This window comes from Halorubrum sp. AS12 (assembly GCF_051122765.1).
GTDB lineage: Archaea > Halobacteriota > Halobacteria > Halobacteriales > Haloferacaceae > Halorubrum > Halorubrum trapanicum.
Genome location: NZ_CP185385.1, coordinates 1,289,384 through 1,309,888, shown reverse-complemented (window position 1 = coordinate 1,309,888; position 20,505 = coordinate 1,289,384). Strand labels below are relative to the sequence as shown.

19 protein-coding genes, 1 tRNA gene and 1 pseudogene are annotated in these 20,505 nt (G+C 69.5%); 13 read left to right on the top strand and 8 right to left on the bottom strand.

The window, feature by feature from the left end; all coding sequences use genetic code 11:
* Nucleotides 1-311: 311 nt before the first annotated feature.
* On the top strand, nt 312-902 hold the full coding sequence (locus ACODNG_RS06625; protein WP_049931415.1) for a 50S ribosomal protein L15e: 591 nt from the start codon (nt 312-314) through the stop codon (nt 900-902).
* A 286-nt stretch (nt 903-1,188) separates the two neighbouring features.
* Nucleotides 1,189-2,001 (top strand): SAMP-activating enzyme E1, encoded by an 813-nt coding sequence (gene ubaA / locus ACODNG_RS06620; RefSeq protein WP_434522928.1) that lies wholly within the window; start codon nt 1,189-1,191, stop codon nt 1,999-2,001.
* 39 nt (nt 2,002-2,040) lie between these two features.
* Here ubaA and ACODNG_RS06615 read toward each other — a convergent pair whose 3' ends face one another.
* Nucleotides 2,041-2,442: a DUF7577 domain-containing protein gene (locus tag ACODNG_RS06615; RefSeq protein WP_434522927.1), complete on the bottom strand. Its 402-nt coding sequence runs from the start codon at nt 2,440-2,442 to the stop codon at nt 2,041-2,043.
* A 112-nt stretch (nt 2,443-2,554) separates the two neighbouring features.
* Here ACODNG_RS06615 and ACODNG_RS06610 point away from each other — a divergent pair, with 112 nt between their 5' ends.
* The 6 genes and pseudogenes from ACODNG_RS06610 to ACODNG_RS06585 all read left to right on the top strand — a co-directional run bounded on the left by ACODNG_RS06610 (nt 2,555) and on the right by ACODNG_RS06585 (nt 8,461).
* Complete coding sequence (locus ACODNG_RS06610; RefSeq protein ID WP_434522926.1) at nt 2,555-2,935, top strand: Rid family detoxifying hydrolase; 381 nt, start codon at nt 2,555-2,557, stop codon at nt 2,933-2,935.
* Nucleotides 2,936-3,196 (top strand): hypothetical protein, encoded by a 261-nt coding sequence (locus ACODNG_RS06605; protein ID WP_434522925.1) that lies wholly within the window; start codon nt 2,936-2,938, stop codon nt 3,194-3,196.
* Nucleotides 3,197-3,223: 27 nt separating this feature from the next.
* A tRNA-Ser gene (locus ACODNG_RS06600) sits at nt 3,224-3,305 on the top strand.
* A 658-nt stretch (nt 3,306-3,963) separates the two neighbouring features.
* Nucleotides 3,964-4,131, top strand: coding sequence for a hypothetical protein (locus ACODNG_RS06595; protein ID WP_006111840.1), 168 nt, complete (start codon nt 3,964-3,966; stop codon nt 4,129-4,131).
* A gap of 106 nt (nt 4,132-4,237) precedes the next feature.
* Nucleotides 4,238-6,835: pseudogene (locus tag ACODNG_RS06590) on the top strand (DNA topoisomerase I).
* Between the two features lie 84 nt (nt 6,836-6,919).
* Nucleotides 6,920-8,461 carry a PAS domain-containing sensor histidine kinase gene (locus tag ACODNG_RS06585; protein WP_434522924.1) on the top strand — a complete coding sequence of 514 codons (1,542 nt, stop codon included), beginning with the start codon at nt 6,920-6,922 and terminating at the stop codon, nt 8,459-8,461.
* Between the two features lie 20 nt (nt 8,462-8,481).
* Here the strand turns inward: ACODNG_RS06585 and ACODNG_RS06580 are convergent, their stop codons facing one another.
* The 5 genes from ACODNG_RS06580 to ACODNG_RS06560 form a co-directional block, all read right to left on the bottom strand.
* Nucleotides 8,482-8,841: a DUF192 domain-containing protein gene (locus tag ACODNG_RS06580; protein ID WP_434522923.1), complete on the bottom strand. Its 360-nt coding sequence runs from the start codon at nt 8,839-8,841 to the stop codon at nt 8,482-8,484.
* A 106-nt stretch (nt 8,842-8,947) separates the two neighbouring features.
* Nucleotides 8,948-9,202 carry a glutathione S-transferase N-terminal domain-containing protein gene (locus ACODNG_RS06575; protein ID WP_434522922.1) on the bottom strand — a complete coding sequence of 85 codons (255 nt, stop codon included), beginning with the start codon at nt 9,200-9,202 and terminating at the stop codon, nt 8,948-8,950.
* Nucleotides 9,203-9,475: 273 nt separating this feature from the next.
* Nucleotides 9,476-11,122, bottom strand: a complete 1,647-nt coding sequence (thsB, locus tag ACODNG_RS06570) for a thermosome subunit beta (RefSeq protein WP_434523069.1) — start codon at nt 11,120-11,122, stop codon at nt 9,476-9,478.
* A 215-nt stretch (nt 11,123-11,337) separates the two neighbouring features.
* On the bottom strand, nt 11,338-11,862 hold the full coding sequence (locus ACODNG_RS06565) for a copper resistance protein CopD (RefSeq protein WP_434522921.1): 525 nt from the start codon (nt 11,860-11,862) through the stop codon (nt 11,338-11,340).
* Nucleotides 11,863-11,946: 84 nt separating this feature from the next.
* A complete protein-coding gene (locus ACODNG_RS06560; protein ID WP_434522920.1) occupies nt 11,947-12,459 on the bottom strand; it encodes a DUF7523 family protein in 513 nt (170 codons plus the stop codon).
* Between the two features lie 161 nt (nt 12,460-12,620).
* On the opposite strand from ACODNG_RS06560, the gene ACODNG_RS06555 reads away from it, so the two are divergent.
* The 3 genes from ACODNG_RS06555 to pheA all read left to right on the top strand — a co-directional run bounded on the left by ACODNG_RS06555 (nt 12,621) and on the right by pheA (nt 15,566).
* The gene (locus ACODNG_RS06555; RefSeq protein WP_434522919.1) at nt 12,621-13,490 is read left to right on the top strand and encodes a CbiX/SirB N-terminal domain-containing protein; all 870 of its coding nucleotides are present in this window, start codon (nt 12,621-12,623) and stop codon (nt 13,488-13,490) included.
* A gap of 2 nt (nt 13,491-13,492) precedes the next feature.
* The gene (locus ACODNG_RS06550) at nt 13,493-14,668 is read left to right on the top strand and encodes a DR2241 family protein (RefSeq protein ID WP_434522918.1); all 1,176 of its coding nucleotides are present in this window, start codon (nt 13,493-13,495) and stop codon (nt 14,666-14,668) included.
* Between the two features lie 91 nt (nt 14,669-14,759).
* Nucleotides 14,760-15,566, top strand: a complete 807-nt coding sequence (gene pheA, locus ACODNG_RS06545) for a prephenate dehydratase (protein ID WP_434522917.1) — start codon at nt 14,760-14,762, stop codon at nt 15,564-15,566.
* 475 nt (nt 15,567-16,041) lie between these two features.
* On the opposite strand, the gene cysS is transcribed toward pheA, so the two are convergent.
* Together cysS and ilvA are read right to left on the bottom strand one after the other, a co-directional pair.
* A complete protein-coding gene (gene cysS / locus ACODNG_RS06540; RefSeq protein ID WP_434522916.1) occupies nt 16,042-17,523 on the bottom strand; it encodes a cysteine--tRNA ligase in 1,482 nt (493 codons plus the stop codon).
* Between the two features lie 483 nt (nt 17,524-18,006).
* Nucleotides 18,007-19,269, bottom strand: a complete 1,263-nt coding sequence (gene ilvA, locus ACODNG_RS06535; RefSeq protein ID WP_434522915.1) for a threonine ammonia-lyase — start codon at nt 19,267-19,269, stop codon at nt 18,007-18,009.
* Nucleotides 19,270-19,402: 133 nt separating this feature from the next.
* Between ilvA and ACODNG_RS06530 the strand changes: the two genes are divergently transcribed.
* Entirely contained in the window at nt 19,403-19,930 is a 528-nt protein-coding gene (locus ACODNG_RS06530) for an Hsp20/alpha crystallin family protein (protein WP_434522914.1), read from the top strand.
* A 100-nt stretch (nt 19,931-20,030) separates the two neighbouring features.
* Nucleotides 20,031-20,444, top strand: a complete 414-nt coding sequence (gene hsp14 / locus ACODNG_RS06525; protein WP_434522913.1) for an archaeal heat shock protein Hsp14 — start codon at nt 20,031-20,033, stop codon at nt 20,442-20,444.
* Nucleotides 20,445-20,505: the final 61 nt, after the last annotated feature.

Here is a 20,505-nt window from a genome sequence, read left to right as displayed (position 1 = left end):
GTCCCTCCGGCGCGGCGTCGGTGTGTACCACTGGGGGTTCATCGATACAAGTGGACTTTAATCGATCGACGCGCGGCGGCGAGGGCGGCGACCGCGACCTCCGTCTCGCGGGCCGTCGCGTGATACGCCTTCGCAGGCGGCCCGCGGAACGAAGCGATTAAGGGCGAACCGCGGGTAGTTCGGGCAACTCGCTGGTGCGGACACAGCGGGCACTCGCCGCCGGGACCGCGGTCGGGCCGACCGCCGCGCGCCCCGGGACGAGACGACATGTGGCCCCTCGCGGCTGAATCGCAACCGTCCGCGGACACACAATGGCACGAAGCTTCTACTCGCACATCAAGGAGGCGTGGCGGTCCCCCAAGGAGGGGAAACTGGCCGAGCTGCAGTGGCAGCGCAAACAGGAGTGGCGCGACCAGGGCGCCATCGAGCGCATCGAGCGCCCCACCCGGCTGGACAAGGCCCGCGAACTGGGCTACAAGGCAAAACAGGGCGTTATCGTCGCCCGCGTGAGCGTCCGGAAGGGCGGCTCTCGCAAGCAGCGCTTCAAGGCGGGCCGCCGCTCGAAGCGGCAGGGCGTCAACCGCGTCTCGCGCCGCAAGTCGATCCAGCGCATCGCCGAGGAGCGCGCCTCGCGGAAGTACCGCAACCTGCGCGTGCTCAACTCCTACTGGGTCGGTGAGGACGGCTCCCAGAAGTGGCACGAGGTCATCCTCGTGGACCCCGCTCACCCCGCGATCGAGAACGACGACGATCTGAACTGGATCTGCTCGGACGACCACAAGGGCCGCGCGTACCGCGGACTCACCTCCGCCGGCACCAAGGGCCGCGGCCAGCGCAAGCGCGGCAAGGGCACCGAGAAGACGCGCCCGAGCGTCACCTCGAACGACCGCCAGGGCAAGTAGCGCCCTCGACCGTTCCGACGTTTTTCTCGTGGTCCGTTCTCACGGTGAGCGACCGCTCTGTCTCTCCTCGACGCAAGAGCAATGAGACCGAGTCACGTACTAACAGTCTACGTGGCGATCCACCGGTGACCGCGAGCAACCCCGTCCGCGACGGACGCGGACGGCTCCCTCGGCGACGTCGACGGCTGCTGGATGACCGACGCGGTGGGGGCGTCGACGGAGTGAGTCGCCCGCGACGCTGTCGCTCCGGGAACACGATTATATCCGCGCCGGCACAGGTATCGGTATGAGTCTCTCCCTCGACGCGACCCAACTCGACCGCTACTCCAGACACGTCATCCTGGACGACGTCGGTCCCGAGGGGCAGAAGCGACTGCTCGACGGCCGCGTCCTCGTCGTGGGCGCGGGCGGACTCGGGTCGCCCGCGATCCAGTACCTCGCGGCCGCGGGCGTCGGGACGATCGGGATCGTCGACGACGACGTCGTCGAGCGCTCGAACCTCCAGCGACAGGTAATCCACGGCGACGACGACGTGGGGCGCAAGAAGGTCGACTCGGCCGCCGAGTTCGTCGCCGAACTCAACCCCGACGTCGACGTCGAGCGACACGAGGTCCGGCTCGACGCGGGCAACGCCCGCGAACTAATCTCGGACTACGACGTGGTCGTCGACTGCTCGGACAACTTCGCCACCCGGTACGTGGTGAACGACGCGGCTCGAATCGAGGAGGTTCCCGTCTCGCACGGTGCCATCTACAAGTTCGAGGGACAGGTGACGACGCTCTCGCCCGACGGTCCCTGCTACCGCTGTCTGTTCCCGGAGCCGCCGGAGCCGGGGACGGTGCCGGACTGCGCCAGCACGGGCGTCCTCGGCGTCCTCCCGGGAACGGTCGGCTGCCTTCAGGCGACGGAGGCGGTGAAGCTGCTCATCGACGCCGGCGAACCGCTGGTCGGTCGCATGCTGTTTTACGACGCGATGGACCTCTCCTTCGAGACGGTGCCGTACGCGCGCAACCCGGACTGTCCGGTGTGCGGCGACGACGGCATCGACACCATCGACGGGATCGACTACGCGGCCGGCTGTCAGATCGACGCGGCCTGAATTTCTCCGTCTGCGGCCTCGTCTCTCCGCCCCGAACGCTCACAGCGAGCGGTCGGCCATCGCGGTGCCCGCGGTGACCCCGGCGTCCTCGTCGACGAACCCCGACCGCACGCACCACCGGCAGTACTGGTAGCCCGCCCGGTTCTCGGCGCCGCAGTGTCGGCAGACGACGGTCTCACCGTCGGCGTCGAGCGGCGGCGGATCGCGCCGGTCGCCGGTCTCGCCCACCGGATCCGCGTCCGCGTCGCGGTCGAACGGGACCGTCGACCCGGCACCGGTCGCCTCCCCGTCGCGGTCCGCGTCCGACGACCGGGTCGCGACCGAGCCGAACAGCTCCGCGGGGTCGCGGCGCTGTCGGACGAGCAGCCACACCACCGCGAGGTTGATCGCCGCCACGCCGACGAAGATCGCCGCGAGCGGTACGAGCTGATCTCCCGTCATACGTGTCATGTTACCATTCCAAAGTCTTGTGTCTAACGGTGGTCGCGGTCGCCCGAGCGTAGCGGCTCCGCTCCAGAGTACTCTTGAGGCCGCCGGGCGAAGGCGCATCCGCATGAAAGAGACCATCCACACGGACGACGCCCCGGCGGCGGTGGGCGCGTACAGCCAGGCGACGACCGACGGCGACCTCGTGTTCACGGCCGGGCAGATCCCGCTGACCCCCGACGGCGACCTGCTGGACGACGCGCCGATCGCGGTCCAGACCGAGCAGGCGCTCGACAACCTCCTCGCGGTGCTGGAGGAGGCGGGCGCCGGCCCCGAGGACGTGCTCAAGACGACGGTGTTCCTCGCCGACATCGACGACTTCGACGAGATGAACGAGACGTACGCCGGCTACTTCGACGAGTCCCCGCCGGCGCGCTCCGCGGTTCAGGCGGGCGCGCTCCCGAAGGGCGTCGGCGTCGAGATCGAGGCGGTTGCCGTCGTCGAGTAGATGGCCGATAGCGGAGCGGAATCGGCGGAGGCCCCCGGTGCTCCCGCGACCCCGCGCGCCAGAGCGCGCTCCGCGGCGCTGTGGGGGATCGTCGGCGGGTTCGCCTTCCTCGCGCTCGCGCAGGGGTACCGGCTCCTCGGTCCCGGATCGCTGCCGGTCGGTCTCGGGGGACTGGTGCTCGTCGCGCTCGGCGTCGCCGTCGCCTCGGGCGGTCTTACGTACCTCGCCGAGGTCCGGGTGCGTGCGAAAAGAAGGACTTAACAGTCGCACCGGATTATCTCCGCGTGAGCCAGGATGGCCGAGTGGTAAGGCGCACGCCTGGAAAGCGTGTTCCCATCCGGGATCGGGGGTTCAAATCCCTCTCCTGGCGTTTTCGACGAACAACACGGCGAGCGGAGCGACAGCGACGAGCGAGTCCGGCGTCGACGACGTTCACTGAATCGGGTATTTATAAGTAACCGAGTAGTGCGCTGTTGGTCGTCTATAAATAGACGACTCCGGATCGACGACGAGCACCTCCAAAGCCCCAGCCGCGAGGCGGGCGCACGCTCGCTGCGCTCCTCGTCACTCGCTTCGCTCGTTCCTGCGGTGCTTACGTCGCCTGCGCCCGCCTCGCGGCTGCCCCTTTGAGTCCCACCCCGGCCGCACAGCACCGCAGCCTCACGCCTCCCCAGCCTCGTCAGACGCCGTCGCTTCGCTCCGGCGACTGACTCCAGCGAGGGACCGAAGGTCCCTCTGGCAGCCGGCGCGTAGCGCCGGCGACCTCGCGCGTGCTCCTCGCGCCCGCTGGGCGCTCGGAGGCACGCAGGGAGGCGCGACGCGCCTCTTGCAGCCGGCGGCTCTGCCGCCGCCGACGCCACCGCATCGTTTATTTATAAGTGATCGTCGCTGCTGTCAGTCGACAGTTAAATATCCAGCCGCCGTCGACGGGCTGCGCTGCTTCGACTGCGTCTGCTCCCGGCGCTCGCGGATACGTCCCCACACCGACACAAGATTCATATGTGTGGGTATTGTTGACACGGGTGACGATGCCAGACACGAAATCGGGTCGCGAGCGGAAAGGGAGGAACAAGCGCCGCCAACTCGAGAACCACCTCGCACGGCGCGAACTCGACGCGGACGACGAACCGCCGGAACCGTACCGCGAGGCCACAGACGCGGAGTTCCTCGCCGAGTCCGACGACGCGGCCCGGTGACCGGTCGCGCTCGGAGCGCCCCTTTTCGGTATCCGTTCGACCCGTCGCCTGCCGGTAATCTCGCGTCGCGAAAGCTTTAGACCCGGGAGCGGCGTATCTCGGCGCAATGAGTCGCGGCCCCGAGCTGATAATCACGGAGAAGGACAACGCTGCGCGGCGCATCGCCGACATCCTGAGCGGCGAGTCCGCGACCGCGGAGCGGATGAACGACGTCAACGTCTACGAGTGGGGCGGCAAGCGGTGCGATCGGTCTCTCCGGCCACGTCGTCGGCGTCGACTTCCCCGCCGAGTACAACGACTGGCGCGACGTCGAGCCGGTCGAGCTTATCGACGCGCCAGTCACCAAGACGCCGACGCAGGAGGGAATCGTCGCCGCGCTCCGGCGACTCGCCCGCAACGCCTCCCGGGTCGTCATCGCGACCGACTACGACCGCGAGGGCGAACTGATCGGGAAGGAGGCGTACGAGCTGGTGCGCGAGGTGAACGAGGACGTCCCCGTCGACCGCGTGCGCTTCTCCTCGATCACCGAAAACGAGGTCAGGAGGCGTTCGCGAACCCCGACGACCTCGACTTCGAGCTGGCGGCCGCGGGCGAGGCCCGACAGACCATCGACCTCACGTGGGGCGCGGCGCTCACCCGGTTTCTCTCGCTTTCGGCGCGCCAGCTCGGCGACGACTTCATCTCCGTCGGCCGGGTCCAGGGACCGACGCTCAAGCTCATCGTCGACCGCGAGCGCGAGATCCAGGCGTTCGACCCCGAGTCCTACTGGGAGCTGACGGGCGAGCTGGCGAAGTCCGGCGGCGACCCCTTCGAGGCGCGCTACTTCTACCTGAACGACGAGGGCAACGAGCGCGAGCGCGTCTGGGACGAGTCGGTCGCGGAGACGCTCACGGAGGCGCTCGACGCGGCCGAGGGGGCCACCGTCGACGACGTGACGCGACGGACCCAGACCGACGACCCGCCGACGCCGTTCAACACCACCGCGTTCATCCGCGCGGCGGGCTCGCTCGGCCACTCGGCGCAGCGCGCCATGTCGCTCGCGGAGGACCTGTACACCGCCGGCTACGTCACCTACCCGCGGACCGACAACACGGTGTACCCGGACGACTTGGAGCCGGAGGAGCTGATCGACGACCTCGCCGAGTCGCCGACGTTCGGCGAGGACGCCGCGAGCCTGCTCGACGAGGACCGCGAGGTCGAGCCGACCGAGGGCGACGAGGAGACGACGGACCACCCGCCGATCCACCCCACCGGCGAGCTGCCGTCCGGCGACGACCTCTCCGACGACGAGTGGAAGGTGTACGAGCTTATCGTCCGCCGCTTCCTCGCCACCTGCGCCGACCCGGCCACCTGGGAGCGCCTGCGCGTGGTCGCGCTCGCGAACGGCGACGCGACGCCGATCGCCGAGGGCGCCGACGGACTCGCCGCCCTCCGGAATCCGGACGATGCGGCGAAGCCCGCCGACCTCGTCGCGGACGGCGGCCTGCGGCTGAAGGCCAACGGCAAGCGGCTGCTGGAGGCCGGCTACCACGAGGTGTACCCCTACCGCTCCAGCGACGAGCGGATCGTCCCGGACGTCGAGGTCGGCGAGACGCTGTCGCTGTCGGACCGGGTTACCGAGGGGAAGGAGACCCAACCGCCCCGCCGCTACGGCCAGTCGCGGCTCATCGAGGAGATGGAGAAGCGCCAGCTGGGGACGAAGGCGACCCGCCACCGCACGATCGAGAAGCTGTACGACCGCAACTACGTCGAGAGCGACCCGCCGCGACCGACGCGGCTCGCGGAGGCGGTCGTCGAGGCCGCCGAGGAGTTCGCCGACCGGATCGTGAGCGAGGAGATGACCGCCCAGCTCGAACAGGACATGGCGGCCATCGCGGCCGGTGAGAAGGAGTACGAGGACGTGACCGAGGCCTCCCGCGAGCTGCTCTCGCGCGTGTTCGACGACCTCACGGAGTCGCGCGAGGCGGTCGGCGACCACCTCCAGAACTCGCTGAAGGCGGACAAGACGCTCGGCCCGTGCCCGGAGTGCGGCTCGGACCTCCTCGTCCGGAAGTCGCGGCAGGGGTCGTACTTCGTCGGCTGCGACGGGTATCCCGACTGCGAGTACACCCTGCCGCTCCCCTCGACCGGGAAGCCGCTCATCCTCGACGAGACCTGCGAGGACCACGGGCTCCGCCACGTGAAGATGCTCGCCGGCCGGAAGACGTTCGTCCACGGCTGCCCGCAGTGTAAGGCCGACGAGGCCGACGAGCAGGAGGACGAGGTGATCGGCGTCTGTCCGGAGTGCGGAGAGGAACACGGGGGAGAGCTGGCGATCAAGCGGCTCCGCTCCGGCTCCCGGCTCGTCGGCTGTACGCGCTACCCCGACTGCGACTACTCGCTGCCGCTCCCTCGCCGCGGCGAGATCGAGATCACCGACGAGACCTGCGAGGAACACGAACTCCCGCACCTCCGCGTCCACTCCGGCGACGACCCGTGGGAGCTGGGCTGTCCGATCTGTAACTACCGCGAGTTCACGGCCCGGCAGGAGGGATCGGAGCTTCAGGCGGTCGAGGGGATCGGCGAGAAGACCGCCGCGAAGCTGAAGGACGCGGGCGTCGACGGCGTCGACGAGCTCAAGTCGGCTGACCCGGACGACCTCGCCGCCGACGTCGACGGCGTCGGCGCCGACACGGTCCGCGACTGGCAGGCGAAGGCGGACTGACGGCTCCCGGTCGTCTCCTCCCGCGGTCGGTGCGACCCATAAAACCATAAACACATATGGACGGAGTGTCTCGATTGCCGACAGATGGGGGACCGCGACGCGGATCCGCCGACCGACGATCGGCCGTCGTCGAGCGGCGCCGCCGGCGCGACCGGGATCCTCCGCGCGTTCGTCGAGGCGGTGCCGACCGCGACGCTCGTCTGTGACCCCGACACGCTGGCGATCCGCGCTGCGAACGATCCCGCCGCCGACCTCCTCGGCTACGACCGCGGCACGCTGACGCTGATGGGTCTCCCGAACGTCGGCGAGACCGATGTCACGGTCGACGGCGAGCCAATCGCCGACGTCGTCGCCACCGCGGCGCCGGACGCCGATTCCACCGTTTCCGACGGCTCCGCCTCTCGGACCACGCGGTTCGAGTGGGAGGTCCGGCTCGGTGACCCGGGACTGCGAGTCGACGCCGCACTCCACGCGGCGACGATCGCCGGCGACGAATGGCTCGTCGCCGGGTTCTCGGACGCCACCGCGCGCGTCGCGGCCGAGACCGAGCGCGATGCGGAGCGCCGGGTCGTCGACGCGCTCGCCGAGACCGTCCCGCTCGCGCTGTTCCGCTGTACCGAGGAGGGGACGCTCTCCCGGTGGAACGACCGGTTGGCGGCCGACTCCGGCTACGAGTCCGAAGCGCTGTCCGGGACGGCGCTCACGTCGCTGTTCGACGACACCGCCGGTAGCGCCGTCGGCGAGGCGCTCTCCCGGGTGTACCGCGACGGCGAGGTCGTTACCTGCGAGACGAGGCTGCTCACGCGCTCCGGCGAGCGCGTCCCGTACCGGCTCTCGATGGGTCCGATACTCGACGCCGGCCGCGTCGTGGGGGCGGTCGGCGTCGGCGAGGATCTCACCGAGGCGTCGCTCAGGGAGGAGCGGCTCGCGGTGTTGACGCGCGTGTTGCGTCACAACTTTCGGAACGACCTCAACGTGGTCACGGGGTTCACGGGCCGGGCCATCGAAGCGATCGACGACCCGGACCTGACCGCGGAGCTCGAACGGGTCGTCGACACCGCGGAGCGGCTGTTGCGCCTCGGCGAGACCTCGCGGAAGGTGGAACGCCTGCTCTCCCACCGCCCGTCGCCGCAGCCGGTGGCGCTCGCGCCCGCGGTCGACGCGGCGCTCGAATCGCTCGACCCGGCGGTCCGCGCCCGGGGAGCGATCGGGGTCGACGTCCCCGAGGGGCTCGTCGTCTCCGCGGTCGCGTTCCTCCCCGAGGCGATCACAGAACTCGTCGACAACGCGGTCCGACACAACGACGCCGACGATCCGCAGGTCCGGATCTCGGCCGCGGAGCTACCCAGCGAGTCGTGGGTTTCGCTCGTCGTCGCCGACGACGGCCCCGGAATCCCCCCGGCCGAGCGCGCCGTCCTCACCGGCGAGGAGACGCCGCTCGAACACGCCAGCGGGCTCGGTCTCTGGTACGTGAACTGGATCGTCACCGCCGGCGGCGGGAGCCTCGACATCGCCGAGAGCAAGGCCGGCGGCAGCCGGATCGAGCTGTCGCTGCGCGCCGAGGAGGGACAGCCGCCCGACGACGCGGAGCTTTTCACCCCGGACGATGTCGAGGACGCGACGTAAGTCGACCGCGGCGCCCCCGATCACTCCACGAGCCGCAGTTCGTCGCCGACAGCGACCGACTCGGCCGCGTCCGCCGGGAGTTCGACGACGGTGTCGGCGCGGCCGCGACCCAGTCCGACGAACGCCGAAAGCCGCTTTTTCGCCGTCACCTCGCCGTCGACGAGCCACACCGCGTCGATCGCGAACGGCACGAAAAGCATGTGGAGCCACTGCGTGTCGGGCTCGTCGAACGGGAACACGAGCGCGTAGTCGTCCGGGATCGACCGCCGGAACATCAGCCCGCGCGCCTGTTCGAGCGTCGAGCGCGCGACGTCGACGTCGCTCGCGAGGACGGTTTCGGACCCGGAATCGGGACGGTGAACGAGTCGCACGCCCGCCACGTCGCCGCCGCCGAATAAATAGCCTCTCGTTCGCTCGGCGTCGCCTCCCGCGACCGCGATTCCCGCAGCCGCGCCTCCCGCGGTCGCGGCGCCCGGGACCGCCGCCTTAGCTCGCGTTCCCGTACGTCTCTTCGAGGTACTCGACGATGTCGTCGCTCTCGGGCATCCCCTCGACCCCGTGTTCCTCGTCGACGAGAACGGGGACGCCGGTCTGTCCGGAGACCTCCTCGACCTCCGTGCGCTCGCCGTGCGAGCGCGAAACCATCACCGAGTCGTACTCCAGCTCGAGGTCCGCCAGCTTCGTCTTCACCTTCGCGCAGTACGGGCAGCCTTCGAGTTCGTAGAGAGTCAGGTTTGCCATCACCGACCCATACGGTCCGGATCGGTAAAGAGGTGCGGCCGCGGATGCGTCCGACGCGCACGGGCGGCGAGCGCGGTCGAGCCGCGCCGCTCCGACCTGGCGGACACTCGTCGACTGTCGCGCAAAAACGGGGAAAACGGAGCGTGTGAACGCGGGAATCGTCCGGAAATCGTCGCTACGGCGCTCGCCGTTCGAGGTTCCGAAGGAACCTCGCTTACATCGACTTCGTCAGGCGGAGCCTGACGCTCTATGGAAATCTGTCTCCGACAGATTTCACATAGCGCCGCCCATGCCACCCATACCGCCCATGCCGCCGGCGGGGGCGCCGCCCTCGTCGTCGCCGCCCGCGGTCGAGAGGTCGCCCGCGGAGATGATGTCGTCAATTTTCAGGACGAGGTTCGCCGCCTCGGCAGCGGAGGCGATCGCCTGCTCCTTCGCGTGGGCCGTCTCGACGACGCCCGCGTCGGCCGTGTCGACGACCTCGCCGGCGAACACGTCGAGTCCGGCGTTCTGGTCGCCGGCCTCGTGGGCCGCGCGCAGGTCGACCAGCAGGTCGATGGCGTCGAGACCCGCGTTCTCGGCGAGCACACGGGGGATCAGTTCGAGGGAGTCCGCGAACGCCTCGACCGCGAGCTGCTCGCGCCCCTCGACGGAGTCGGCGTAGTCGCGAAGCCGGCGCGCCAGCTCGACCTCGACGGCGCCGCCGCCGGGCAGGGTCCGCCCGTCGGAGACGGTCGTCGAGACCACGTCAATCGCGTCCTGAATGCCGCGCTCCAGCTCGTCGACGACGTGCTCGGTCGTGCCGTACAGGAGGAGCGTGACGCCGTGGGAGTCCTCGCCCTCGACGTAGAACAGCTCCTCGTCGTCGTCGCGCTCGATCGAGCCGACCGCGAGGTCGTCTGCGGTCAGCGAGTCCAGATCCGTGACGATCGGCGCGCCGAGGACGTTCTTCAGGAAGGTCAGGTCGGACTTCTTCGTGCGGCGGACCGCCAGAATGCCCTCCTTCGCGAGGTAGTGCTGCGCGAGGTCGTCGATGCCCTTCTGACAGAAGACCACGTCGGCACCCGACTCGACGATCCTGTCGACCTTCTCGCGGAGCTGCTCTTCCTCCTGATCGAGGAACTTCTGGAGCTGGTCCGGCGAGTCGACGTTGACGGAGGTGTCGACATCGGCCTCCTCGACCTCGATCGGGTCGTTGAGGAGGAGCACGTTCGCCGACTCGAAGTCGGTCGGCATGTCCTCGTGGACGGGGTCCTTGTCGATCGCCGCGCCGGTGAGCAGGCGGGACGCGCCCGCCGCGCGACCGGTGCGCGTCTCGATGTTGAGGTTCGCCAGGTCGACCACGTGGGAGCCGTCGTCGGCCGCGACCGTGACGCCCTGTACCGCGCGGACGACGAGGTCGGCGAGCGTGTCCTTGTCCAGCTCCGCGCCCTTACCGGTCATCGACGTCTCGGCGACGTTACGCAGCGTCTCCGTGTCGTCGGGGTCGACGGCCGTCGCGACCTCGTCGACCTGCTCGCGGGCATACTCGCTCGCGAGGTTGAACCCCTTGATCACCGCGGTCGGGTGGATATCCTGTTCGAGGAGGTCCTCGGCGTTTTTCAGCAGCTCGCCCGCGATGGCGACCGCGCTGGTCGTCCCGTCGCCGGCCTCGTCCTCCTGGGTCTCGGCGACCTCGACGACCATCTCGGCGGTCGGGTTGTCGATGTCCATCGTCTGGAGGATGGTGACGCCGTCGTTGGTGATGGTGACGTCGCCCATCGAGTCGACGAGCATCTTGTCCATCCCCTTCGGTCCGAGCGTCGAGCGGACGGATTCGGCGACGCCGCGCGCCGCGGAGATGTTGTACTCCTGTGCGTCCTTGTCCTGGACGCGCTGGGCGTCCTCGCCCATAATGATCATCGGCTGGCCCTGCTGCATTCGCTGACTCATACAGCGTTTGATTGATTGTGATTCTATATAAACCTCTCGGTGAGGGGCGACCGCACGCGAACGAGCGCCGCCGAACGTCTTCGACCGAAACCGCACGACTCCGACGCGTTCGCCTCTAATTCATGCGAAGAGTTAGCATTGATCTCTATCGCTTCGAGGAAGCCGATTTTGTTCCGTTTATATACGTGTCCGCCGGCGTCTCGTCACGCCGGTATCCCGCCCGCCAGAAGCGCGGCGTCGACGAGCAGCAGGACGGCGAGTCCGGCGCTCGCCAGCAGGTACGGTCGAGCGACGGCCGCCAATCTGGCGGACCCGGGCGCAGCCCCAATCCCGTCGAGCGCTTCGACCGGGAACCCCTCGGCCATGTACTCTCCCCACCCGACGTCGGGGTCGACCTCGCGGCGCATCCGGAGGACGCCCAGTTCGACGAGTCCGTTCATGACGCCCCACAGCGACAGCATCGCGAGGACGGCCCATCCGCGTGCCGTGCCGGTCAGAAGCTCCAGCGGACGGTAGAGAAGCCAGACGAGGTACGCGCCGGTGACCGGGAGGGCGACGCCCGTCCAGCGCGTGATCATGAGCAGGCGGTGCGCGGCGTCGACGAACCCCTCGCGCGACAGGGTTCCGTCGCTCGCTCGCGGGAGCACCGCGTAGACGACGAACAGCGCGGCGCCGGTCCAGACGGCGCCGGACAGGACGTGCGCGACGAAGGCGATGGTGCGCAACACGCGATCGACTGCGGCCGTGGAGCGCTTAAAACCCGTCCCGGACTCGCCGTCCCGCGCCGCGCTCGCTCCCGCCGGTGCCCCGCCCTATCGCTCCGGCACCGCGCCCAGCGCCGCCTCGACGACCCGCACCGCGGTCGCGCCGTCGCGCCGGGAGACGACGCAGACGAGCGCCTCGCCGGCGGTCGCCGCGGCCGCGACGTCCACGTCCGCGGCCGCGAGCCGACCGAGCGCGGCCGCCAACGCCGCGGCGTCGACGCCGCCGGTCGCGAGGATCGCCGTGCGGTCGCCGCCGTCGACGACCGCCGCGTCGCCGACCCGGAGGAGGACCTCTTCCTCACCGCCGTCGTCCGCGCCGTCGATCAGTTCAACTCCGCTCCGCATCGACACGCTCGTGCTCCGGGATTCCGTCTCGTACGCCGGCAACTCCTCGCGAAACCGCCGGAGCGCGGCCGCGATCGCGTCCGGGTCGCCGTCGAGGTCGGCCCGCTCGGCGAGCCAGGTCGCGGCGGCGCTGTGGTTCACCAGTCCGGCGCGGAGCGCGTCCCGGACGAACGGGTGCGCTCGGACCGCCTCCCGCGTCTCGGCTGCCAGCGACATACGCGGGGCTGCGCGTCGGGCGGGCAAGATCGTTTCGGTCGGTCCGAACTTTCGGTCGGCTCGAACTTTCGGTCGGCCCGAACTCGGCGGCGACGGGTCGGCGGTTCCCGTCCTCTCGCAGCCTCCGAAGTCCCTAAGAGCGGCGCGACCCCAGAACGGGTATGCAATCGCTCGTCATCGTCGCGCACGGCTCGCACCTCAACCCCGGGTCGAGCGCGCCGACGTACGATCACGCCGACACGATCCGCGCGACCGGCGCGTTCGACGAGGTCCGCACCGGCTTCTGGAAGGAGGAGCCGCACTTCCGGGAGGTGCTCCGCACCGTCGAGGGGTCGGAGATCTACGTCGTCCCGCTGTTCGTCTCTGAGGGGTACTTCACCGAGCAGGTGATCCCCCGAGAGCTTCGACTGGAGGGGTGGGACGTCTCCGAGTGGGACTCGGACGGTCTCTCCGCCGACCAGGCCACCCTCGTCGCCGAGGACATCGACCGCGAGGTCCACTACTGCGGTCCGGTGGGGACCCACCGGGCGATGACCGACGTGATCGTCCGGCGCGCGGAGTCGGTCACCGGCGACCCCGACGTGGGTGACGACTTCGGTCTCGCCGTCGTCGGCCACGGCACCGAGCGCAACGAGAACTCGGCGAAGGCGATCGAGTACCATGCCGACCGGATCGCCGAGCGCGACCGCTTCGACGAGGTGAAGGCGCTGTACATGGACGAGGAGCCGGAGGTCGACGACCTCCCCGAGCACTTCGAGAGCGACGACGTGGTCTTGGTCCCGCTGTTCATCGCCGACGGCTACCACACACAGGAGGATATCCCGGAGGACGTCGGTCTCTGCGAGGACCACACCGAGGGGTACGACGTGCCCGCCGAGGTCGACGGCACCCGGATCTGGTACGCGGGCGCGGTGGGGACGGAGCCGCTCATGGCCGACGTGGTCTTGGAGCGCGCCGCCGACGCCGGCGCCGACCTCGGGACCGCGCTCGACGACGTGCGCGAGACGACCCGCGTCGCCACGGGGGACTGACCGTGAGCGACGCCACCTCCACGACCGACGAGGGCGAGGCGGGCGACGACGGGCCGGAAGTTCCCGAGATCGACCTCCCGGGCGACGCGTTCGACGCGGTCCTCGACGCGCTCGACGACCGCGACTCGGATGCGCCGCTCCGGTTCGAGGGGTTCAGCGTGGCTCGCAGCGACGACGGATACGTTGTCGCCGACGGCGACCGACGGACCGGGCTGTCGGAGCGCGAACTCCACGAGGCGCTGTCGGAGCGTGCCCCAGCGGTGACGGACTGGTACGCCTTCGAGCGGGTCGTCGGCGAGTTCGGGCCGCGCCGCGCCTTGGTCCGGTGGATCGAGGACGCCGACGGCGAGACGGTGGCGACCCGGTACGCGGCGCTCGCGGAGGGGATCGAGCGCGCGTGGGGCGAACTGCGGATTACGGCCACGATCACCGACCGCGGAGAGCGTCGCTACGACGTGCGCCACGCCGACGACGCCGGCGTCTCGGTCGACGATCTGGAGACGCACGAGGATCCCCTCGACGCGCGCGAACTGGTCACCTTCGACGAGAAAGGACGATACCGCCCCCTCAAGACGGCGCCGTCGCTCGCGGGCGGCTGGGTCTTCCCCGAGCTGGGTCCCCGGAACCTCTACGAGACGGTCGAGACGATCTACCCCGCGACGGTCGCCAACTGGCACCGCGAGCGCGAGGGCGAGCTCGACGTGAGCCACTGGCGCGAGACGATGGAGCGCCAGTCGGGCATCTACGGCGTCGTGGAGACGTGGGACCGCGGCGAGGGCCACGAGCACGTTGATTGGGTCGCGGAGGCCTGCTGTGCCGACTCGCAGTGTCTCAAGCGCCGCGAGTGGGAGTACGACGAGGAGACGGACCTCGACGTCGACGGCGGCGACGGGGTCTTCCCCTGCCGCGAGCCCTGCTCCGTGGTGGTGTCGGCCGCGCGGAAGTGGACGCGGCTGGAGAGCGAGCAGGAGCGCACCTACGAGTTCGACTTGACTCCGAGCGAGAAGGAGCAGGTCGAGGAGATCATCGAGGCGGTCGCTGACGGCCGGACAGACGAGATCCGCGAGGCGGACACGAAGGAGGGCGCGAACCGCTACCGCGCGCGCTTCCTGCGCGCCAAGCGATTCGACGACGGGGGGAACCTCGGCGGCGTGCCGACCGACCCGGACGAGGAATAGGGTTCCACGACGAACCATTTCGGACTGCCGCGCCCCGGAAACATCGCCGCGCCCCGCAGGCTTTTCTCACCTCCCCCGATACGTTGTCGTAATGAACGCCGTCACGCTGGGTCCCGCCGGCACGTACTCGCACCGCGCCGCGCGCGCCGTCGCTGCCGAGGTGTCGTTCCGCGAATCGGTCACCGCCATCGTCGACGCTGTCGCCGACGGAGAGTTCGAGCGCGGGGTCGTCCCCATCGAGAACAGCATCGAGGGCTCCGTCACGGAGAGCCTCGACGCGCTCGCCGACTACGACGTGTCCGTCACCCGCGAGGTCGTCACGCCGATCCGGCACGCGCTCCTCGCGCAGGACGACGAGTTCGAGGTCGTCGCCAGCCACTCGCAGGCGCTCGCGCAGTGTCGCAACTGGCTGGAGGCGAACTACCCGGACGCCGGTCTCGAAGCGGTCGCCTCGACGGCCCGCGGGGTCGAGCGCGCCCGCGAGGACGCCCGCGTCGCCGGGATCGGCCACCCCGACAACGCCGGCGACGACCTCTCTATCCTCGCGGCGGACATCCAGGACCGCACCTCGAACGCGACCCGGTTCCTCGTCGTCGCGCCCGAGTCAGCGCGCTCCGACGCCGGCGGAAAGACCACGCTGATCGTCTACCCGAACGCGAACTACCCGGGTCTCCTCCTGGAACTGCTGGAGGCGTTCGCCGACCGCAACCTCAACCTCTCGCGGATCGAGTCGCGCCCGAGCGGCGAGCGCCTCGGCGACTACCTGTTCCACTTCGACGTGGACGCCGGTCTCTACGAGGACCACATGGCGAAGGCCGTCGAGGACATCGAGGCCATCGCCGACAAGGGGTGGGTCAAGGTGCTCGGGTCGTACGACACCGAACACGTGTTGGACTGAGGATTCGACTTCGGTGCTGTGCGGTGGCGCGTGCCTCCGAGTGGCCGCCGAAGGCGGCCGCGAGGAGCACGCGCGAGGGAGTCGGCCGACTGGAAGGAGGCCGACGAGGCTGGGGAGGCGTGAGGCGCTGTGCGGGACGGGACTCAAAGGGGCAGTCGCGAGGACGAAGACGCGCGACGCAAGGACCGCAGGGAGCGAGTGAAACGAGCGACTGAGGACCGCAGCGAGCGCATCGAGTCCTCGCGACTGGGGCTTTGGCGGTGTTCATCGCTGATCCGTCGTCAACGGTTTATCGCCGAGCGGCTGGGGCTTTGGCGGTGTTCATCGCTGATCCGTCGTCAACGGTTTATCGCCGAGCGGCTGGGGCTTTGGCGGTGTTTACCGCAGCCCTGCTAACAACGATTTATCAGCAAGCACCCGACTATTCGGCGGTTATCGCCACCTCGGGTACTTCGAGGAAAATTGACTCGGCGTCCTATTCGAATCGGTATGTCGCGCCGTCTGGACCATCTTCAATCTCGACGCCGACCTCCTGTAGCGCGTCCCGCAACTCATCGGCGCGCTCGTAGTTACCGGCCTCGCGCTCGGTCTCGCGCACGTCGAGGACGAGTTCGACCAGCTCGCCGGCGAGGTCAACGTCGCCCTCGCTCGGCGACTCGAACTGGAGGCCGAGCACGTCGCCGCCGAGGGCCGCGAACGCCTCGACCGCCTCGCGGAGGCCGCGGTAGTCGTAGGCGGAATCGCTGTTGGCGTCGACGTGCCGGTTCACCGCGTCGGTGAGGTCCAAGAGCGCCGCGGTCGCCTCCCGGAGGTTGAGGTCGTCGTTCATCGCGGCCGCGAAGTCGTCGCGCGCGGTCGCGACCGCCTCGCGGAGGTCGTCGTCCGCGGCCTTCGCGCGGGACTCGGTCGAGTCGAGCGCCTCGACCGCGCGGTCGTAGGTGCGCGAGAGGCGCTCCCAGCGCTCCTCCGCCTCGGCGATCGTCTCCTCAGTGAGCGCCTGTTCAGAGCGGTAGGCGGCTCCGGCGTAGAACGTGCGGACGACGTTGACGCCGAGTTCGTCGAGGGCGTCCGGCACGGTCCAGAAGTTACCGATCGAGGAGGACATCTTCTCGCCGTCCATCTCCAGTAGGCCGACGTGGAGCCAGTGGCGCGCGAACGCCTCGCCGGTGGCGGCCTCCGACTGCGCGATCTCGTTTTCGTGGTGCGGGAAGACGGAATCGCGCCCGCCCATGTGGATGTCGAGGGTGTCCCCGAGGTGCGTCGTCGACATCGCCGAGCACTCCACGTGCCACCCCGGCCGCCCCTCGCTCCACGGGGACGCCCACGTCTCGCCGTCGGGCGTCTCCGCGCCGTGGTCGTGTTTCGCGTGCTCGCGCGCCGCGGTCTCGCTCACGCCGTCGGCCTTCCAGAGGGCGAAGTCCGACGGGTTGCGCTTCTCCGAACGCTCGTCCGGCTCGCCCTGCGCTTCGAGCGCGTCCAGCTCCTGATTCGAGAGCTTGCCGTACTCGTCGAAGCTGGTCACGTCGAAGTAGACGGAGCCGTTCGACTCGTAGGCGTACCCCCGCTCGATCAGCGTCTCGACGAGGTCGACAATCTCCGGGACGTGTTCGGTGACGCGGGGGTACACCTCGGCGCGCAACAGATTCAGCCCGCGCATCGCGTCGAAGACGGTCGCGGTGAACGTTTCGGCCACGTCGCGCTCCGCGGCCCAGTCGTCGCGCTCACCGACGCGGGCCGTGATCTTCTCGTTGACGTCGGTGACGTTCTCGACGTGGCGCACGTCGTAGCCGACGTGTTCGAGCCACCGGTGGAGCACGTCCGCGTGGAACCACAGACGGGCGTGGCCGAGGTGGGGGTCGTCCGACACCGTCAGGCCGCAGACGTACAGCGTGACGTCGCCGTCGGCCGTGAACTCGACGCGCTCGTCTTCCAGGGTGTCGGTAACGACGAGACTCATTACGACTCCGTTGCCGAGGTGAGCGTTTCAAATCGTCGGATCGAGCGAGACGACGTAGACGAGTTTTCTGGCGGTTCGTCTACTCGGGTATAATTAGTCGGTATCGGCGGTGGATCGGTGACGGACACCTCCGAAGCCCCAATCGCTCACTTATAAATAGCCGACAACGGCTCCACCGCGAACACCGCCAAAGCCCCAGTCGCGAGGGCACCGTACGCTCGCTGCGCTCCTCACTCGGTCGCTCACTTTGTTCGCTCCCTCGTTGCGGTGCTTGCGTCGCCTACGGCGCCCTCGCGACTGCCCCTTTGAGTCCCACCCGCACAGCACCGCACCGCAGCCTCACGCCTCCCCAGCCTCGTCGGCCTCCCTCCGCTTCGCTCCGGTCGGCCGACTCCCTCGCGCGTGCTCCTCGCGGCCGCCTTCGGCGGCCACTCGGAGGCACGCGCCACCGCGGTTCTATTTATAAATTGACGATCCTACCTCTCACACTTCCTGCGTCGTCCACGCCACCTCGTAGCCTGCCTCTCGAACCGCGTTGAGGACCCGGTCGACGTGGGCCGGGCCGTTCGTCTCCACCTCGAACACGAGGTCGGCGTCGCCCACCGGCAGGTCCGGGCGGCTGCGCTCGTGGCGCACCGTTCGGATGTTCGCGCGCTCCCCGCCGATCAGAGTGGCTATCTCGCCCATCGTCCCGGGCGTGTCGTCGATCCGGACGGAGAGCTCGATGAGCTGGTCGCGCTCCACGAGGGCGTGGGTCACCACCTCCTTCAGCGTCGTCACGTCGATGTTGCCGCCACAGAGGAGGGGGACGACGGTCTCCCCGCCCAGATCGAGTTCGTCGAGCGCGTCGTCGTTGAGGAGGGCGGCCGCCGCGGTCGCGCCCGCGCCCTCCACCATCTGCTTCGCGCGCTCTAAGAGCAGCAGGATCGCGTTCGCCACGTCGTCGTCGCTCACGACGACGACTCCGTCGAGGTGCTCTTTGAGGAGGCCGAAGGTGAGGTCGCTCAGCCCGCCGGTCGCGATGCCGTCCGCGATCGTGTCGGGTTCGTCGCGAGTCACGAGCTCGCCGGCCGCGAGGCTCTCCGAGAGCGTGGAGGCGCCCTCCGTCTGAACGCCGACGACCCGCGTCTCAGGCGAGCGCGCCTTCACCGCGGTCGCGACGCCGCCCGCGAGTCCGCCGCCGCCCACCGGGACGAGGACGGTGTCGGCGTCCGGCACCTGGCCGATCACCTCCAATCCGAGGGTCCCCTGTCCGGCGACCACGTCCGGGTCGTCGAACGCGTGGACGAACCGCGTCCCGGGGTCGTCGGTCAGCGTCCGCGCGTGCGCCATCGCCTCGGGGAACGCGCTCCCGCGGAGGACGACCTCGGCGCCGTACGCGCGGGTCGCCTCGATCTTCGCCGCCGGTGCCGACTCCGGCATCACGATCGTCGCGTCGATCCGGGCGTCCGACGCCGCCAGCGCCACCCCCTGCGCGTGGTTGCCCGCGCTCGCGGCCACGACGCGCTCGATCGCGGGCTCGTCTGCCTCAGAGGCGTTCCCCGCGACCGCCTGTGAGATCGCGTTGTACGCGCCGCGCGTCTTGAACGAGCCGGTTCGCTGGAGGTGTTCCATCTTCAGGCGCACGTCGGCGCCGCACCGCTCGCTCAGCGACCGGCTCCGCTCGACGGGCGTGCGCTGGACGATGTCGGTGCCGGCGAGCCGCTCGGCGGCGGCCTCGACGTCGTCGATCGTGACGGCGGACATGGCGGAGTCGTTCTCGGGAACCCCAGAAAAGGACTCGGTTACGGAACGGTGTCTGGTTGCGCTCGCCGCTGGGTCCTCCGAGACCGAGATCCGCCAGTACGTTCAAGACGCTCCGTCACGAATCCTGACCTGTATGACCCGACGCGATCCCTTCGACGAGATCGAGGACCTGCTCGAACGGATGGGCCGCGAGTTCGAGGAGCTCGGCGGAACGCTGGAGGGGACCGGTCCCGAGGTCCCGCGCTTCCCGGGCGCCCGCGACGTCGACGTCGACGTGATCGAAGACGACGAGTCGATCACCGTCGTCGCCGACCTCCCCGGGTTCGACGCCGACGATGTCGACGTCGAACTCCGCGACGACGCGCTCGTGATCGCCGGTTCCCGCGAGGAGTCGACCGACTTCGACCTCGCCGGCGAGGGCGACGCGGAACGCGAGGACGCCGAAGGCGCCGACGCGAACGACGGCGACAGCGAGACCGACGACGGCGTCCGCTATCACCGCCGCGAGCGACGCCTTCGCTCCGTCTCCCGGCGGGTCCCGATCCCGCAGCCGGTCGAGGCCGACGCGGCGACGGCCTCCTTCGACGCCGGCGTGCTCACCGTCACGCTCCCCAAGCGCTCGCCCGACGACGACCGCGGGCACACGATAGACGTCAGCTGAGTCCCGGTCGCGCCCTCGGACTCGATTTCGCTCCCCGCTGCGGCCGCGAGATAGCACGCCTCACTCGCTCTTTAATACCTCACAGCGCCTTTCCGTTGGTATGAACACGACGAATCCCTTCGACGAGATCGAGCAGTTCCTCGGCCGCTCCCCCTTCTCGGGCGAGCGAACGTGGGGCCGCGACCTCCGCACCGCCGACATCGACGTCGCCGAGTACGACGACGAGTTCGTTGTGGTGGCCGACCTCCCGGGCTTCGACCGCGACGGAATCGACGTTCGCACCGACGACGGCCGGCTCACCATCGCCGCCGAGCGTGACGCGGAACGCGAGGACGCGGACCGGCGGTACCTCCGCCGCGAGCGGCGCCACGAGTCGGTCACCCGCACCGTGGACCTCCCCGCGACCGTCCGCCCCGAGGACGCAGCCGCGACCTACCGTCACGGCGTGCTCACCGTGACGATCCCCCTCGACGCCCTCGATACGGACGAGGGACACCGGATCGACGTGAACTGACAAAATCGCCCGCCGATTGACCGAACTCGTTTCGCCCTTCGGCCGATGCTTTCTCCACTCT

Bases quoted from the DNA above. Each gene is read 5' to 3' on its own strand.
- ACODNG_RS06585 (WP_434522924.1), top strand. From the start codon at position 6,920: ATGGGGGACCGCGACGCGGATCCGCCGACCGACGATCGGCCGTCGTCG.
- ACODNG_RS06555 (WP_434522919.1), top strand. From the start codon at position 12,621: ATGCAATCGCTCGTCATCGTCGCGCACGGCTCGCACCTCAACCCCGGG.
- ACODNG_RS06595 (WP_006111840.1), top strand. From the start codon at position 3,964: ATGCCAGACACGAAATCGGGTCGCGAGCGGAAAGGGAGGAACAAGCGC.
- pheA (WP_434522917.1), top strand. From the start codon at position 14,760: ATGAACGCCGTCACGCTGGGTCCCGCCGGCACGTACTCGCACCGCGCC.
- ACODNG_RS06530 (WP_434522914.1), top strand. From the start codon at position 19,403: ATGACCCGACGCGATCCCTTCGACGAGATCGAGGACCTGCTCGAACGG.
- cysS (WP_434522916.1), bottom strand. From the start codon at position 17,523: ATGAGTCTCGTCGTTACCGACACCCTGGAAGACGAGCGCGTCGAGTTC.
- ubaA (WP_434522928.1), top strand. From the start codon at position 1,189: ATGAGTCTCTCCCTCGACGCGACCCAACTCGACCGCTACTCCAGACAC.
- ACODNG_RS06625 (WP_049931415.1), top strand. From the start codon at position 312: ATGGCACGAAGCTTCTACTCGCACATCAAGGAGGCGTGGCGGTCCCCC.
- ACODNG_RS06605 (WP_434522925.1), top strand. From the start codon at position 2,936: ATGGCCGATAGCGGAGCGGAATCGGCGGAGGCCCCCGGTGCTCCCGCG.
- ACODNG_RS06575 (WP_434522922.1), bottom strand. From the start codon at position 9,202: ATGGCAAACCTGACTCTCTACGAACTCGAAGGCTGCCCGTACTGCGCG.
- hsp14 (WP_434522913.1), top strand. From the start codon at position 20,031: ATGAACACGACGAATCCCTTCGACGAGATCGAGCAGTTCCTCGGCCGC.
- ACODNG_RS06610 (WP_434522926.1), top strand. From the start codon at position 2,555: ATGAAAGAGACCATCCACACGGACGACGCCCCGGCGGCGGTGGGCGCG.
- ilvA (WP_434522915.1), bottom strand. From the start codon at position 19,269: ATGTCCGCCGTCACGATCGACGACGTCGAGGCCGCCGCCGAGCGGCTC.
- ACODNG_RS06615 (WP_434522927.1), bottom strand. From the start codon at position 2,442: ATGACGGGAGATCAGCTCGTACCGCTCGCGGCGATCTTCGTCGGCGTG.
- thsB (WP_434523069.1), bottom strand. From the start codon at position 11,122: ATGCAGCAGGGCCAGCCGATGATCATTATGGGCGAGGACGCCCAGCGC.
- ACODNG_RS06560 (WP_434522920.1), bottom strand. From the start codon at position 12,459: ATGTCGCTGGCAGCCGAGACGCGGGAGGCGGTCCGAGCGCACCCGTTC.